The organism is Pseudomonas bananamidigenes, from assembly GCF_001679645.1.
Lineage (GTDB): Bacteria > Pseudomonadota > Gammaproteobacteria > Pseudomonadales > Pseudomonadaceae > Aquipseudomonas > Aquipseudomonas bananamidigenes.
The window spans coordinates 1-14,787 of record NZ_LRUN01000057.1 but is presented as its reverse complement, the minus strand read 5'-3'; the positions used below and the strand labels follow the sequence as shown (position 1 = coordinate 14,787).

The window sequence follows — 14,787 nt, the reverse complement described above, 5'->3', positions numbered from 1 at the left end:
AATGCCGCAGAATCACGCTGGGTCGCTTGAATTCGACGATCCCGGTGATACGCATATGCGAGCAGCAAACTGACGCCCATACACCACAGACCAACAATTAAAGCCGCCATCATTTCCCCTCCATCATGGCAACACCGAATGAGGTAACGATTACGAAAAAACTGGTTGAAGCCATCCAGGCGCCTGCCCGAATCGTATCGACATCGGTCAGGTCGCCGATCAACAGAGCCGCAATCCCCGTCACCAGAAATCCAGTCCCCACGCCTATCATGAAATTGGTCAGCCATCGAATGGTTAAGTTGTTCATCGACATCCCTGTGAAAACACTGACCCGCCAAATCCATGGCAGGAACCCCCTATACACAAAGCAACTTAGCTCGTACCTCATGCCTCCACCAGTCGGTAAAAACTGTCAGACGGGCGATTTTTCCTACTGCTGAAACGGCCCGATTTCGCCGAGGTCCCGTCACAGCGGCATTGGCTTTGTAGGACGCGTATCCTGCATCTCAATGAATGTCGCGTTTTGAGACAAATTCACGCCCATTACCACTCGATCGCTTCCTCCGTCTGCCCGTGAAACGGTGCTGTACGCCACCTTCCAGCATTTGGCACAACCATTGCGAAAGACCTCTCGATCCCATCGAACAACAAGAGGTCTTCACCATGCCCCTGCCCTACTTGCTTCCTGCCACCTCGGCATTCATCCAGCGCCCTCCGCGCATGCTGATCGGGAGCGACTGGGTCGAAGCCGCCGACGGCCAGACCATGCCGCTGCACAACCCGGCCACCGGCGAAGTGCTGTGTGTGGTGCCGCGCGCCACGCCGGAAGATGTCGACCGTGCCGTACTCGCCGCCCGTCAGGCTTTCGATGATTCGGCCTGGAGTCGCACCCGCCCGCGTGAACGGCAGAACCTGTTATGGAAGCTCGCCGACCTGATGCAGCGCGACGCCGAACAACTGGCGCAACTCGAATGCCTGAACAACGGCAAGAGTGCCGCCGTGGCGCAAGTGATGGACGTGCAACTGGCCATCGATTTCCTCCGTTACATGGCCGGCTGGGCCACCAAGATCGAGGGTTCCAGCGTCGAGGTGTCGCTGCCGCTGATGCCAGGTGATGAGTTCCACAGTTTCATTCGTCGCGAAGCGGTAGGTGTGGTCGGCGCCATCGTCGCCTGGAACTTTCCGCTGCTGCTGGCGTGCTGGAAACTCGGTCCGGCGCTGGCCACCGGTTGCACCGTGGTGCTCAAGCCCGCCGACGAAACCCCGCTGACCGCACTGAAACTGGCGGAGCTGGTGCTGGAAGCGGGCTACCCCGAAGGCGTGTTCAACGTGGTCACCGGCACCGGCATCACGGCCGGCTCCGCGCTGACTCACAACCCGTTGGTCGACAAGCTGACCTTCACCGGCTCCACCGCTGTCGGCAAACAGATCGGCAAGATCGCCATGGACTCGATGACCCGGGTCACTCTGGAACTGGGTGGCAAATCACCGACGATCGTCATGGCCGACGCCGATCTGAAAACCGCTGCGGCGGGTGCGGCCAGTGCGATTTTCTTCAATCAGGGGCAAGTCTGCTGCGCCGGTTCGCGCCTGTACGTGCAGCGCAAGCATTTCGACAACGTGGTAGCCGACATCAGCAATATCGCCAACGCCATGAAGCTCGGCAATGGTTTCGACCCAAGCGTAGAGATGGGCCCGCTGATTTCCGCGCGCCAGCAGGAGCGGGTCTACAACTACATCGAAATGGGTCGGGAAAGCGGCGCGACCATCGCCTGCGGCGGCGAGCAGTTCGGGCCGGGGTTCTTCGTCAAACCGACGGTGATTGTCGATGTCGATCAACAGCATTCGCTGGTGCAGGAGGAAATCTTCGGCCCGGTGCTGGTGGCGATTCCGTTCGATGACGAAGCCGATGCGCTGCGCATGGCCAATGACAGTCCCTACGGACTGGGCGCCAGCATCTGGTCGAACGACCTGGCGGCTGTACACCGGATGATTCCACGGATCAAATCAGGGTCGGTGTGGGTCAACTGCCACAGCGCGCTGGACCCGGCGCTGCCCTTTGGTGGCTACAAGATGTCCGGCGTCGGGCGCGAGATGGGGTATGCGGCGATCGAGCATTACACCGAATTGAAGTCGGTGTTGATCAAGTTGTAATGGCAGTTCTCACGGCTCAGGGCTTGAACCCCTGAGCCAACAGCCACCCGCGAACCGCCCGTGCCTGCTCAAGCGTCAACTCCGCCAGCACCTGGTCCGCCGGCTCACCGCGCAACCGTCGCACCACCGCCGCCAGCTCCACCCCTTGCACATGCCAGATCCCCAGCGGCTGATCCGCCGTGATCACCACCTCGGTCTCATCGACAAACCCGTCACGCAGCACCGGCATCCGTTCGATGCGCAACGCAGCAAAATCCGCCTGTGCGTGGGCCACTTCAGCGTCCGGCCACTGTCGTCGCGCCTGCCAGAATGGCTGATCGGGCCAGCGCTGTTCCTCGGCATAAAAGTCCCGGCCCATTCGCGCAAATCGCAAAAACAGCTGCTCAACCCGCTGCTGGTGAAAACGTTGGGCCATCGACGCCCGCTCGGGTTTGCGCAGCAGCGTATTGATCACCACCGGTGCCTGCAATGCCGAAGACAGCGACTGAAAGATTCCATTGCCGGACAGCGGATCGACCGCCATCGCCGCGTCGCCGACCCGAATCCAGTTATCGCCACAAACCTGCGGCGCCAGAATCACGGTGCTGCTACGGGCGTACAGTTGCAACTCCAATTCGTGCCCGCCGGCAAAGAACGCTTGAGCAAAATCCGAAGCCTGACGCCGCGCCCGGCAGTGATCGAGCAACTGCGCCTTGCCCGGCAACCCGGCACTGGCTACATCCACCGTCCATTGCCAATAACACTGGCCATCGTCCTGACGAGCCATCCACGCCCAGCCGTCTTCGAGGCTTTCCACGGCGCTGGCGGTGGCACCCGGCGCGCCTTGCCAGCGATTGAGCAGGCTGACCGTTTCCGGCCCGCGCAGGCCCTTGCCGGACGACGGCGCCTGTCGCCCCCGGGCTTCCACCAGGAAATCCGCCGTCAGCCTCTGACCGCCATCAAGTTCGACGCGATGAGCGTCCGCCGAGGACTGAACATTGAGGATTCGTCCCTCCATCACCTCAACCCCGGCCAGCCGCAAGTCCTCCCGCAAACCGCGATCAAAGGCCGGGCGATCCAGCAGAAACTCGATGTTCTGTGCATGCTGCCGGCCATTCCATGAAACCTGTCGCCGGGACGGCAACGTGGCGTCCGTCAATGCATGATTGAACCCGGCCCCGCGCAACGCCTCCAGTACCCGTTGCGACACACCTTCAAGGGCCGCAAAGCGACGCCATTCGCTGACCAGCGTGACGGTGTAACCCAACCGTCGCAGCCCCAGCGCCACCGCTGCACCCGCTGGCCCGGCGCCGAGAATCAGGATCGCGGTCATGGACCGAAACGCCGTTCAGGGCCGCGATAAAGAGCGTGGCGTTTCAGCCAGTCGATGACCTCGGCATTGCTCGCCCGCGGATGCGCCAGCAGATAGCCGGCGATGTGACCGCTCAACGCGGCACATCCCAGACTGGCCCCTGACTGCCCCGGATAAGTGCCGCGGACACACGCGGCAAAATCCGCCTGCGCACTGTCGAGCCACGACCACTGTTCGTCGGTGCAACGGGCATCGCCGGTCACCCGCAGCACCTGCGGATAACTCGCCGGAAACACCGCTGTGCCCTGCGCCGGGCTTGATGCGCACAGCAACACACCACGAGCCACCGCCGCTGCGCAGGTGTTGCGCAAGAGGCTGCGATCCTGGCGCAAGCCAAGGCTCAGGTTGATCAACCGCACGTCCTGCTCCACCAGCCAGTCAATGGCCGCAGAAATCTGCAAGGCGCTGGTGACACCGCGTTGATCGAACACCTGAGCCACACAGATTTGCGCGCCAGGTGCGCGACGGCTGATCGCCTCGATCACCGCGCTGCCATGGCCAAGCGGATCGTCCCGCAGATCCGATTCCGCCAGACCGTCCTCCAGCAACGAGAACCGCCGCCCGGCAATCACCTGCATCCGCTGTGCCGCCGAGTGTCCGCTGTCGACCACACCGATACGCAACTCAGGCTTCATGCAGCACCGTTTTCGAGATGAGCACACCATCAAGCAGTTCGAAACGCAGGTCGGCATCGGCCAGGGTCGACGGTCGGTGGCTGATAAGGATGCGTGTACGCCCGGCAAACAACCGGTCGATGGCCTCGATCACCTCGCGCTCGGTGGTTTCGTCGACGGCCGAGGTGGCTTCGTCGAGCACCAGAATCAATGGGTTTTGCAACAACGCCCGGGCAATCGCGATCCGCTGTTTCTGCCCGCCGGACAATTGCTGACCGCGCTCGCCCAGCGGACTGTCGAGACCTTCGGGCAGCGACGCGATCAGGCTGTCGAGCTGCGCCAGCCGTGCAACCTCGGCGATGGCTTCGCGGCTGGCATCCGGCACCGCGTAAGCCAGGTTGTCGGCGAGGCTGCCGCGAAACAGCACGATGTCCTGGCTGACCACGGCAATGCGCCGACGCAGTTCGAACAGTTCAAGTTCGCGCAGATCCACGTCACCGAGCAGCACTCGTCCGGACTGCGGATCGTGATGCCGTTGCAGCAGATCGATCAGTGTCGATTTGCCGACGCCGGAGCCGCCGCTCAGGGCGACTTTCAAACCACAGGGAATCGTTGCCTCGATGCCGTTCAACGTGCTCGGGCGACCCGGGTGGCTGAAGTGCACCGCGTCGAAACGCAGCTCCCCCGAAAACGGAAACGGTTTCGGTGTAACCGGCGAAAACACCGTGGGCTCTTCGCCGCGCAACTCCATGACCCGTCCCAGGCTGACAGTCATGCGCTGGATCGCCACGTACAACCCCAACAGGCTCTGCACCGGCCCGACCGCCATCCCCAGATAGGTGGAGAACGCGATCAGCGCGCCGAGCTGCCAGGTGCCCTGCACCACCCAATAGCCGCCGATCAGAAATGCGCAGGCACGGGACAGCGAGGTCAACGTGCCGGGCACCGCCTGGGTAAAAAACTCGGTGACCTGCAGGCGCAGCAACTGGTTCATGTAGCCCTGCCCGAGGCTTTCCAGACGCCGGGCTTCACGCTGTTGCTGGCCGGCGGACTGGATGAATTTCATCACCGGCAATGTCTCGACCATGAACGACGACATGTCCGCCGAACGCTCGCGCAGTTGCCGCACATCGCGCTCGACCTTGCGCCTCATCCAGCGCAGCCACAGCACGTCGAGCGGAATCAGCACCAGCGCCAGCAGCGACAGTTTCCACGACAAGGAGAACAACATCGCGATCGCCACCACCAGACCGATCACACTCGATACGGCCGAGAACAACGAGTCCACGGCGAAGCGCTGGATCTCCGCCACATCACCGTCGAGCCGTGACATCAGATCGCCGATCCGCCGCTGGCCGTAGAAGCTCGGTGACAGCTTCTGCAAGTGCCGGTAAAGGTCATCGCGCAGGGCAAACAGAATCCGTCCGGACAGGCGTGTGTGCAAATAGCGGTTGATCCCCGACAACGCGGTGCCGAGCAGCCCGGCGATAATCATCAGCACCGCGATCAGCACCAGCATCGGAAAGTTGCGCGCCAACAAGCCGTCGTCGATCAGCAGCTTGACCAGCCACGGCTGCACCAGCACCAGCAGCGACGCACACACCGACAGACCGAGCAGGCCGACAATCGCCAACCGCTGCGGCCGCACGAAACCGTACAGCCAGCGCAACGCCGCTTGCAGCGCGGCGGGGTTGTGGCTGTCGATCAGCCGCACGAACAGGCGCTGCATCACGAGCGCAACTGTTTGAGTTTGCGATACAGGGTCGCGCGGCTGATGCCGAGGGCTTCTGCCGCAGCCGAGACGTTGCCCTGATGGGCATCGAGGGACTGGCGGATCATCTCCCGTTCGTTCTCGCGAATGCTGCCGGCCAAGGGTTTTTCGCTGGCAGAGAGTTCGTCGAGCATGCTGTCGGGCAGGTGATCGAGGGTCAGCACCGTCTCCCCCGGTTCGCGCATCGCCAGAGCGGTGCGCAAGACCATCTCCAGTTGGCGAATGTTGCCCGGCCAGTGATAACCCGCGAGCAAGCGATTGAGGTCGTGGTGCAGCACAGCATTTGGCGCGTCGAGCTTGCCCAGCAGTCGAGCGACCAGCGCGGCGAAGTCATCGCGCTCGCGCAGGGCCGGGAGCATCACGCTGATGCCGTTGACCCGGTAGAACAGGTCTTCGCGAAATTGCTTGTCTTCGACCTGACGCTTGAGGTCGCGGTGGGTAGCACAGATCAGCGCGACGTCGATGTCCTGCTCCTCCCCGGCACCCAGCGGCGCGACCTTGCGATCCTGCAAAACGCGCAACAAACGCGCCTGCAAGGCCAGCGGCATATCGCCGATTTCATCGAGGAACAACGTGCCGCCGTGGGCCTGTTGCAGGCGCCCGATCATGCCGCCACGGCGCGAACCGGTGAACGCGCCCTCGCGGTAGCCGAACAGTTCCGACTCGATCAGGCCTTCGGGGATCGCCGCGCAGTTCACGGCTACAAAAGGTCTGTCGCTGCGGCTGCCCGCCAGGTGCAGGGCGCGGGCGATCACTTCTTTACCGGTGCCGGTTTCGCCGAGCAGCAACACCGGCAACTCATTGGCGAGACCTTGGCGGGCCATACGCAGGGCTCGGGCATAACGGGCGTTGTTGCCGGCCAGCGCTTCCAGATCAGGTTGCGGCTTGGCGGTTTTCGCCACGCTGCGCGGTGGGCCGCCGAGATTGACCGAGCGCGCCGGGGCTCGCAGGGTTTTGTAGAAAAACTCGCCCTTGGCGGTTTGCACACTGCCGACGCCGCCCTGTTGCAGACGGGTCAGCAATTGCACGCCATCGACCCCGAGGAATTCTTCGCAGCGCTTGCCGACCAGCGCCGAACGCTCGGCCCTCAGCAACTGACAGGCCTGGGCGCTGACCGCCAGAATCTGCCCGCCGAGACTCACCGCCAGCAGGCCTTGCCACGGCGACTCCAGATACTGCCGGCGACTGTGGAAGGCGAGGACGATCTGATCGGGAAAGCTGTTGTTGAAGACCCGGCTCTCGATCTGGCTGACCGCCATGCTCAGCAGCGCGGTGCTGTCGTGGACGCGCCCCAGAGGACCTTCACGGGTGAGGTCGAGGACGCCGAGAATTTCGCCTTGAGGGCAATGGATCGGCACCGAGGTGCAGGAGAAATCGGTGAGGCGGTCGAGGTAGTGTTCGCCACAATCGATCAGGGTGGGCCGCGCTTCGACCAGCGCCGTGCCGAGGGCGTTGGTGCCTCGGGCGGCTTCGCTCCAGCAGGCGCCGAGGGTGATGTCCTGCAGGCCGCTGCCCTTGAGCCGGTCGGCCCGCCCCTCCACTGCGAGGATGGTGGCGTCGGAATTGGCGAGGATGATCAGACCTTCCTTGCCTTGGCGCTCGGCCAGGTAATCGATGGTCGGCATGGCCGCATCGAGCAGCAGGCGATTGCTCGCCAGCAAGACTTCAAGACTTGCGCTCGATTCCAGCGTCAGCTCATGTTTGCCATTGAAATGCACGCCGTGGCTCAGGCTGCGCCGCCACGAAGCATCGATCTCCGCACGCAACACACCATCCGGGACCTGACCTTCGAGATGGAGTTTTTCCCGGGCCAGCCGGGCTTCGTGGTGAGACTTGGGATCGGTTGTTTTTATTAGAGTCATCAAGCGCTCCGCAGCGGTCCGCTTTGCGCTTCTTAACATCAGCGCCCTGACGCCAATGTTTACGTTAACGTCAGGGCGATGGCAAGCACCGCAGGGCGCTTCGTCAGGTGGACCGCCTCAGCGCTGCCACACCTCGACATTCACGAAAAACGCCCGGGCGTTGTCTTCGAGACTTTCCAGGTGATAGCCGCCTTCCTGCACGATCAGGCATGGAAGGCCGAGGCTGCGAATACGCTCACCCAATGCAGCAAAGCCTTCACGGGTCACGGCAACTTTGCTTTGCGGGTCCAGCTCGTAAATGTCGAAACCCAGCGACAGCACCAGCACTTCGGAACCGAATTCGCGCACCGCGTTCAATGCGACGTCCAGTTGCCCGAGGAAATCCGCCTCGCTTGAACCATGGGCCATCGGCAGGTTGAGGTTGAAGCCCTCCCCTGCACCGCTGCCGCGCTCATCGGCGAACCCGGCAACGCCCGGATAGAAGTTGGTCGGATCGCCGTGCACCGAGACATAAAGCACGTCATCGCGGTCGTAGAAAATTTCCTGAATGCCTTGGCCGTGGTGCATGTCGGTGTCGAGCACGGCGACTTTTTCAAATTTTCCACGCAGCATCTGCGCCGCCACCGCCGCGTTGTTCACGTAACAGAAACCACCCGCCGCTTCAGCCCGGGCGTGGTGCCCCGGTGGACGGCACAGGGCATACGCCGCCGGTTCGCCATCGATCAGCGCCTGAGCTCCGGCCACGACGCTTTGCGCCGACCAATAGGCCGAGCGCCAGGTCTGCTCGCCGATCGGGCAACTGCCGTCCGCCAGATACCGTGCAGCCTGGGCGAGGATGCCGCGCAGGGCGTTGGGCTCGCGAACGAAGATGTTCGACATCACCTCGTCGCCCCAGTCTTCGGGGATTTCCTTCCAACGTGCGTGTGCTTCCTGGAGGAACGTCAGATACGGCGCACCATGCACTGCCAGCAACGGTGCAAGGCCGGCATCGGCGGGTTGCTCGACACTGAAACCCAGACCGTGGGCGGCCTGCACCAGACGCTGCGCACGTTCCGGGACTTCCTGCGGCGTGCGCATCTGGCCACGGGAGTAATAGCTGCGTGGATGGTGGAGCAATTGTTCGGGATGGAAAAAGCTGCGCATGCTTCAGACTCCTTGTTCGATTCGACCGGCGCGGGCCAGCACGGCATTGAGCAAAACATCGGTGCCCTGCTTCACGTCTTCGGGCAACACATCTTCGGCTTCGTTATGGCTCAAGCCACCGACGCACGGGATGAACACCATCGCCGTCGGGCAGTAGCGCGCCAGATGAATTGCGTCATGCCCGGCGCCGCTGACAATCGACTGCTGAGCGTAGCCCAGCGCATCCACCGCCTCTTGCACGGCTGCCACGCATTCGGCGTCGAATGGTGTGGCCGGGCTGATCCAGTGCGGGGTGATCGTCAGGTTCAGGCCACGGCCATCGGCAATCGCCTGCAAGCGTGCGCGGAGCTGTTGCTCCATGGCGGCAATGGCATCGTCGCGGTGATGACGCAGGTCGACGGTGAAATTCACCCGCCCCGGAATGGTGTTGCGCGAGGATTTGCTAATGCTGAGTTCGCCCACCGTGGTCAGACCTTCCGGCGCAAAATCCGTGGCCAGACCCTCGATTGCCTGAATCATCCGCGCAACGCCGTACAAGGCGTCTTTGCGCAGTGGCATCGGCGTGGTGCCGGCGTGGGCGGCCATGCCTTCCACGCGCACATCGAGCCAGCGGATCGCCTGACCACCCGTGACAACACCGATGCTTTTGGCGTTGTCTTCAAGGATCGGGCCCTGTTCGATGTGCGCTTCGAAATAGGCATCCACCGCGCCGCCCAATGGGCGATCACCGGCGTACCCGGTGCGTTGCAAGGCCTCGGCAACGCTGATGCCATCGGCATCACGCACAGCCAGCGCGGCGTTCAAATCCATGATTCCGGTGAACACCGCCGAGCCGAACATGGCCGGGGTGAAACGCGCGCCTTCTTCGTTGGTCCACACCGCCACTTCCAGCGGTTTGCGGGTCTGGATATTGAGGTCGTTGAGGCAACGCACCACTTCCAGGCCGGCGAGCACGCCGTAGACGCCATCGAAACGCCCACCTTCGGGTTGGGTGTCGAGGTGGCTGCCCATCATCACCGGCGCAGCGTCCGGATCGGTACCGGCGCGGCGGGCGAACAGGTTGCCGATGGCGTCCACGCTCAGGGTCATGCCCGCTTCACGGCACCAGTGGGCGAACAGTTCGCGACCGGCCTTGTCTTCATCGCTCAATGCCAGGCGGCAACTGCCGCCACGAGCGGTAGCACCGATTTCGGCCATGGCCATCAGGCTCGCCCATAGGCGATCGCCGTTGATCTTCAACATGAGGTTCTCCTGAAATTCCGGGTTAGACGCGGGCCATTTCCGCCCGATGGGCACTGGCATGACGACGGGCAAGGAACAGCAAGCACAGCAGCGAAATGCCGGCGATCAGACTGTAGAACACCGCCATCGGCCACCATTGCCCGGTGAACTTGTGCGCCAGCATCGTGCCGATCAGCGGTGTCAGCCCACCGGCCACCGCACCGCAAATCTGATAGGCCAGCGAGATGGCCGTGTAGCGCACGCGGGTTTCGAACATGCCGCTGACATACCCGGCGATCACCGCATAGAACGACGCCATGCACACCACCGCCAGCGCGATGCCAAGAATGATCAGCGGCGCCTGGGCCGAACTGACCAGCACGAACATCGGGTACGGCGAGGCCATCGCCAGCAGCGACACCAGGCACAGGAAACGCGTCGCGCCGATCTTTTCCGCCATCCACGCCGCCAGCGGCTGAATGCAGAACTGAATGATCGCGACGAAGAACAGGCACTCCAGAATCAACGAACGCGGCAACGCCAGTTGCTGAGTTGTGTAGGCGATCATGAAGGTGTTGGTGAAATACACCCCGGCGATACCCAGCGTGTTGGCGCCGATGCACAGCAACAGCGGGCGCCACGCGGTGCGCAGGACTTCCATGACCGGCGCCTGTTCTTTCTTGATTTGCTTGGTGGCCTGCTCGCGGCTGGCGAGAAATTCCGGCGACTCGTTCACGCCCAGGCGGATCGCCAGCCCCACCAGCAGCAACAGTGCACTGGCGAGGAATGGCAGACGCCAGCCCCAGCTCATCAAGTCTTCCTCCGGCAAACGGGTCACCGCGCTGAAGGCCAGCAGCGACAGGATCAACCCCGCCGGACTGCCCAATTGCGCGAACGAGGCAAAGAAATTGCGCCGGCCCTTCGGCGCATGCTCGCCGGCCATCAACACCGCCCCGCCCCACTCGCCACCGACAGCGATACCCTGAACGATGCGCAGTAGAATCAGCACCACCGGTGCCGCCGCGCCGATCTGTGCATAAGTCGGCAGCAAGCCGATGCACACCGTGACCACGCCCATCATCAGCAGCGTGATGATCAGCGACTTCTTGCGGCCGATACGGTCGCCGATATGACCAAAAATGATCCCGCCCAACGGACGGGCGAAAAAGCCCACGGCAAAGGTGCCGAAGGCGGCCATGGTGCTGAACAGAGGATCGTCGGAGGGAAAGAACAGCGCGCCGAACACCAGCGCGGCGGCGGTGGCGTAGATGTAAAAGTCGTACCACTCGATCATGGTGCCGATAAAGGCTGCGGCTGCCGCACGGCGCGGCTGGTTCGAAGCGTGAGGCTTCATGGGGTCGGGCTCCTTTGATTGTTTTTCTGGCAGGAGTTGAACGGTAAATCCGAGGCGCTCTGACGGCGCCTGTCTGGGGGGATTTATCGTTCCGGGGCTATGATTAGTCAATTTTCTATTTATTATTCCGATTATTACCTAACCTTATAATCGAAAAATGCCATGGCCGAACGCGACGTCCAGCGCCTGCTCAACGACCGCCTCGACTGGAACCTGCTGCGCACCTTCCGAGTGATCGGCCAGGAGCTGAGCATCAGCCGCGCCGCCGCCCGTCTGCACCTGACCCAACCGGCCGTGAGCCAGGCGCTCAAGCGTCTTGAGGAACAGCTGGGCCGCCAGTTGATCGCCCGACGAGGTCCGCGATTCGCACTCACCGAAGTCGGCGAGCAGATCTTTGAACTGGCGGGCGAGATCTACGGGCAGATGTCCCAGGTCAGCAGCCTGCTGGAGCAACCGGCAGACGAAGTGATCGGCAAGGTGCGGCTGCTGATCATCAGCCGGATCTTTTCCGAGCGTTTCGATGACTTCCTTGCTGACTTTCATCGGCGATATCCAAGGGTCGATCTGGAGGTCGATGTGATGCGCAGCTCGGATATCGTCAGCGCGCTTCAGGAGAAAACCGCGACCCTCGGCCTGAGCCTCAATCGCCGCCCACAGCCACGTCTGGAACAGCGTCTGTTCCTGCGCCAGCGTTATGCGTTTTTCTGTGGCAAACATCACACGCTGTTTGGTCGCAGGGACGTCGTCGAGGGTGATTTGCAGCGGGAGAATTTCGTCAGTTTCACCAGCGACCAGATTGGCGGGATGCTCTCGCCACTGACGATCTTTCGCGATCAGCAAGGCTTCAGCGGACGCATCGTCGCGTCATCGCCGAGCCTTGAAGAAGTACGGCGACTGGTGATCGCCGGATTCGGCATCGGCTGCCTGCCGGAACACGTAGTGGCAGCGGACGTCGAGACCGGATTGCTCTGGCGCCTGCCGCCCCACGAGGGGATTGCCGATGTCGACATTCATTTGCTGTGGAACCGCGAGCAGCGAATGAGTCGGGCCGAAACGCTGTTCATCGAGCGTTTGCAGGCCTGTCTGGCGGATCAGTAACCGAGCAGTCGGCGATCTGCTCGGCAATGCAGTCGTGAGCTGCCGCCGAAGACATGCGCGGAGTGAGGGTGGAAACCGTGTTCCTCGACAGCTTCCAGCCCATGCTCAGCCTGCATGAACCTGCGCTGTGAAGCTGTGGCGAATTACACGTGGGGATCGCCCGGTGGCTTGGTCGGCGCAGCGTATTGCGGCTTCAAGTGACCGTCCTGATCGAGCAGCCAGGCGTCCATGATCTGCCGAACCACCGGACCTGCGACCCGACCACCGGCCTCACCGTTCTCGATCATCACCGAAATGGCGATCTTCGGATGCTCGGCCGGGGCAAACCCGACGAACAAGGCATTGTCACGATGGCGTTCAAGGGTTTTCTCACGGTTGTAACGCTCACCCTGCTTGATCGCCACTACCTGCGCCGTGCCACTCTTGCCCGCGATGCGGTACTGAGCACCGGCAGCAGCGGCGCGAGCGATGCCCCGGGCATCGTGCATCACCATTTGCATGCCGTGGTTGACCTGATCCCAGTCACGCGGATCCTTGAGCACGATATTCGGCATCGGGTGTTCGTCCACCGGGGCAACACCGTCGACCGTCTTTGCCAGATGCGGACGGTTCCAGACGCCCTTGTTGGCAATCAACGCGGTAGCCTGTGCCAACTGTAGCGGCGTGACCTGCATGTAACCCTGGCCGATGCCGAGAATCACTGTCTCCCCCGGGAACCAGGCTTGACGCCGGGTAGCACGCTTCCAGGCCTGTGACGGCATCAGGCCTGGAGACTCTTCAAACATGTCCAGCGAGACCTTCTCGCCGAGGCCGAACATCGCCATGTAATCGTGCAGGCGATCGATACCGAGCTTGTGCGCCAGGTCATAGAAGTAAGTGTCGTTGGAGCGCATGATCGCCGCATCCATGTCCACCCAGCCGTCGCCGCTGTGGTTCCAGTTGCGGTACTTGTGATCGAAATCCGGCAGTTGGTAGTAACCCGGGTCGAAGACGCGGGTCTGTGGCGTGACCACTCCGGCGTCGAGCCCGGCGATCGCCACCTCGGGCTTGATCGTCGAACCGGGTGCGTACAAGCCGCGCAGCACGCGGTTGAATAGTGGCCGATCGATGGAGTCACGCAGTGCCGAGTATTCCTTGGAACTGATACCGGTCACGAACAGATTGGGGTCGAAGCTCGGGTTGCTGACCATGGCCAATACTTCACCGGTCGTTGGGTCCAGTGCAACCACTGATCCGCGACGGTCGCCCAATGCAGCTTCGGCGGCTTCCTGGAGTTTGACGTCGAGGCTGAGGACGATGTTTTTGCCGGGCACCGGGTCGGTGTGTTTCAGCACGCGCAGTACGCGGCCCTGAGCGTTGGTTTCCACTTCCTCGTAACCGACGTGGCCGTGCAGTTGTGCTTCGTAGAAGCGCTCTATGCCCGTCTTGCCGATGGATTGCGTCCCTCGGTACTCAACGGAATCGAGCGTCTTCGATTCTTTTTCGTTAATGCGGCCGACGTAACCGATGGAATGTGCGAAATGCGCACCCAGCGGATAATTGCGGATGAACTGCGGTTCGACGTCCAGTCCCGGCAAGCGGAACTCGTTGACAGCCAGTACGGCGATCTGCTCCTCGGTCAGCTCATAGAACAGCGTTACTGGCGTAAACGGATGGCGCGACTGTTTCATCGCCTTGTCGAAGACTGTGCGATCTTCAGCGGGCAAGTGCAGGAGACTGATGACTTCGTCCAGCTCCTGATTGACGTTGGTTGCGCGTTCGCGAGTGATCGTCAAGTTGTAGCTTGGGCGGTTATCGGCCAGCAACACACCGTTGCGGTCGTAGATCAGTCCTCGCGTTGGCGGGATAGGCAAGACATGAACGCGATTGTTTTCGGAAATGGTCGAGTGATAGTCAAATTCCACCACTTGCAGGATGTAGAGACGAACCACCAACGCGCAGCTGATCGCAAAGACGAACAAGGCACAGGCGATCAACCGCTTGTTGACCAGACGCTTCTCTTTCTCGTGATCCTTGATGGGTATGGGTTCAGGCATTTCTGCAGCAACTCTTTGACAAAAATGAGCGCCGATCCTTGGGCGTGACGTCAGTCCGTTAAAAAACGAGCTGCACCATACCAAAAACCGCGAGATCATTTCAGAGGGATTTCCCCAATGGTTGCCATCGCGACAGTCGGCCCTTTTGCGTCGAGCACTTTCCTGCGCGCAAAACAAAACCCC

11 protein-coding genes are annotated in these 14,787 nt (G+C 62.0%); 2 read left to right on the top strand and 9 right to left on the bottom strand.

Features of this window, described 5'->3' with window-relative positions:
* Window positions 1-109 precede the first annotated feature (109 nt).
* Window positions 110-307, bottom strand: a complete 198-nt coding sequence (locus BBF94_RS19875) for a hypothetical protein (RefSeq protein WP_065260744.1) — start codon at window positions 305-307, stop codon at window positions 110-112.
* A 356-nt stretch (window positions 308-663) separates the two neighbouring features.
* Here BBF94_RS19875 and BBF94_RS19870 point away from each other — a divergent pair, with 356 nt between their 5' ends.
* On the top strand, window positions 664-2,154 hold the full coding sequence (locus BBF94_RS19870; protein WP_065260681.1) for an aldehyde dehydrogenase family protein: 1,491 nt from the start codon (window positions 664-666) through the stop codon (window positions 2,152-2,154).
* 16 nt (window positions 2,155-2,170) lie between these two features.
* Here BBF94_RS19870 and qhpG read toward each other — a convergent pair whose 3' ends face one another.
* From qhpG to BBF94_RS19835, 7 genes are all read right to left on the bottom strand, one after another.
* Window positions 2,171-3,466 (bottom strand): flavin-dependent monooxygenase QhpG, encoded by a 1,296-nt coding sequence (gene qhpG / locus BBF94_RS19865; protein ID WP_065260680.1) that lies wholly within the window; start codon window positions 3,464-3,466, stop codon window positions 2,171-2,173.
* Entirely contained in the window at window positions 3,463-4,140 is a 678-nt protein-coding gene (gene qhpE, locus BBF94_RS19860) for a subtilisin-like serine protease QhpE (protein WP_065260679.1), read from the bottom strand. Before qhpE ends, qhpG begins: the two co-directional genes overlap by 4 nt.
* Window positions 4,130-5,848: an ABC transporter ATP-binding protein gene (locus tag BBF94_RS19855; RefSeq protein WP_065260678.1), complete on the bottom strand. Its 1,719-nt coding sequence runs from the start codon at window positions 5,846-5,848 to the stop codon at window positions 4,130-4,132. Before BBF94_RS19855 ends, qhpE begins: the two co-directional genes overlap by 11 nt.
* Window positions 5,848-7,752 carry a sigma-54-dependent Fis family transcriptional regulator gene (locus tag BBF94_RS19850; protein WP_065260677.1) on the bottom strand — a complete coding sequence of 635 codons (1,905 nt, stop codon included), beginning with the start codon at window positions 7,750-7,752 and terminating at the stop codon, window positions 5,848-5,850. Before BBF94_RS19850 ends, BBF94_RS19855 begins: the two co-directional genes overlap by 1 nt.
* Window positions 7,753-7,869: 117 nt before the next feature.
* Window positions 7,870-8,895: a histone deacetylase family protein gene (locus tag BBF94_RS19845; RefSeq protein WP_065260676.1), complete on the bottom strand. Its 1,026-nt coding sequence runs from the start codon at window positions 8,893-8,895 to the stop codon at window positions 7,870-7,872.
* 3 nt (window positions 8,896-8,898) lie between these two features.
* Complete coding sequence (locus BBF94_RS19840) at window positions 8,899-10,137, bottom strand: Zn-dependent hydrolase (protein WP_065260675.1); 1,239 nt, start codon at window positions 10,135-10,137, stop codon at window positions 8,899-8,901.
* A 22-nt stretch (window positions 10,138-10,159) separates the two neighbouring features.
* Complete coding sequence (locus BBF94_RS19835) at window positions 10,160-11,470, bottom strand: MFS transporter (protein ID WP_065260674.1); 1,311 nt, start codon at window positions 11,468-11,470, stop codon at window positions 10,160-10,162.
* A gap of 162 nt (window positions 11,471-11,632) precedes the next feature.
* On the opposite strand from BBF94_RS19835, the gene BBF94_RS19830 reads away from it, so the two are divergent.
* Window positions 11,633-12,568, top strand: coding sequence for a LysR family transcriptional regulator (locus BBF94_RS19830; RefSeq protein WP_065260673.1), 936 nt, complete (start codon window positions 11,633-11,635; stop codon window positions 12,566-12,568).
* Between the two features lie 143 nt (window positions 12,569-12,711).
* On the opposite strand, the gene mrdA is transcribed toward BBF94_RS19830, so the two are convergent.
* Window positions 12,712-14,604: a penicillin-binding protein 2 gene (gene mrdA, locus BBF94_RS19825; protein WP_065260672.1), complete on the bottom strand. Its 1,893-nt coding sequence runs from the start codon at window positions 14,602-14,604 to the stop codon at window positions 12,712-12,714.
* Between the last annotated feature and the right edge of the window lie 183 nt (window positions 14,605-14,787).

What these genes read in the sequence shown, in the direction of transcription:
- BBF94_RS19870 (WP_065260681.1), top strand. Translation starts at nt 664, where the DNA reads ATGCCCCTGCCCTACTTGCTTCCTGCCACCTCGGCATTCATCCAGCGC.
- BBF94_RS19875 (WP_065260744.1), bottom strand. Translation starts at nt 307, where the DNA reads ATGAACAACTTAACCATTCGATGGCTGACCAATTTCATGATAGGCGTG.
- qhpE (WP_065260679.1), bottom strand. Translation starts at nt 4,140, where the DNA reads ATGAAGCCTGAGTTGCGTATCGGTGTGGTCGACAGCGGACACTCGGCG.
- mrdA (WP_065260672.1), bottom strand. Translation starts at nt 14,604, where the DNA reads ATGCCTGAACCCATACCCATCAAGGATCACGAGAAAGAGAAGCGTCTG.
- BBF94_RS19835 (WP_065260674.1), bottom strand. Translation starts at nt 11,470, where the DNA reads ATGAAGCCTCACGCTTCGAACCAGCCGCGCCGTGCGGCAGCCGCAGCC.
- BBF94_RS19845 (WP_065260676.1), bottom strand. Translation starts at nt 8,895, where the DNA reads ATGCGCAGCTTTTTCCATCCCGAACAATTGCTCCACCATCCACGCAGC.
- BBF94_RS19840 (WP_065260675.1), bottom strand. Translation starts at nt 10,137, where the DNA reads ATGTTGAAGATCAACGGCGATCGCCTATGGGCGAGCCTGATGGCCATG.
- BBF94_RS19830 (WP_065260673.1), top strand. Translation starts at nt 11,633, where the DNA reads ATGGCCGAACGCGACGTCCAGCGCCTGCTCAACGACCGCCTCGACTGG.
- BBF94_RS19850 (WP_065260677.1), bottom strand. Translation starts at nt 7,752, where the DNA reads ATGACTCTAATAAAAACAACCGATCCCAAGTCTCACCACGAAGCCCGG.
- BBF94_RS19855 (WP_065260678.1), bottom strand. Translation starts at nt 5,848, where the DNA reads ATGCAGCGCCTGTTCGTGCGGCTGATCGACAGCCACAACCCCGCCGCG.
- qhpG (WP_065260680.1), bottom strand. Translation starts at nt 3,466, where the DNA reads ATGACCGCGATCCTGATTCTCGGCGCCGGGCCAGCGGGTGCAGCGGTG.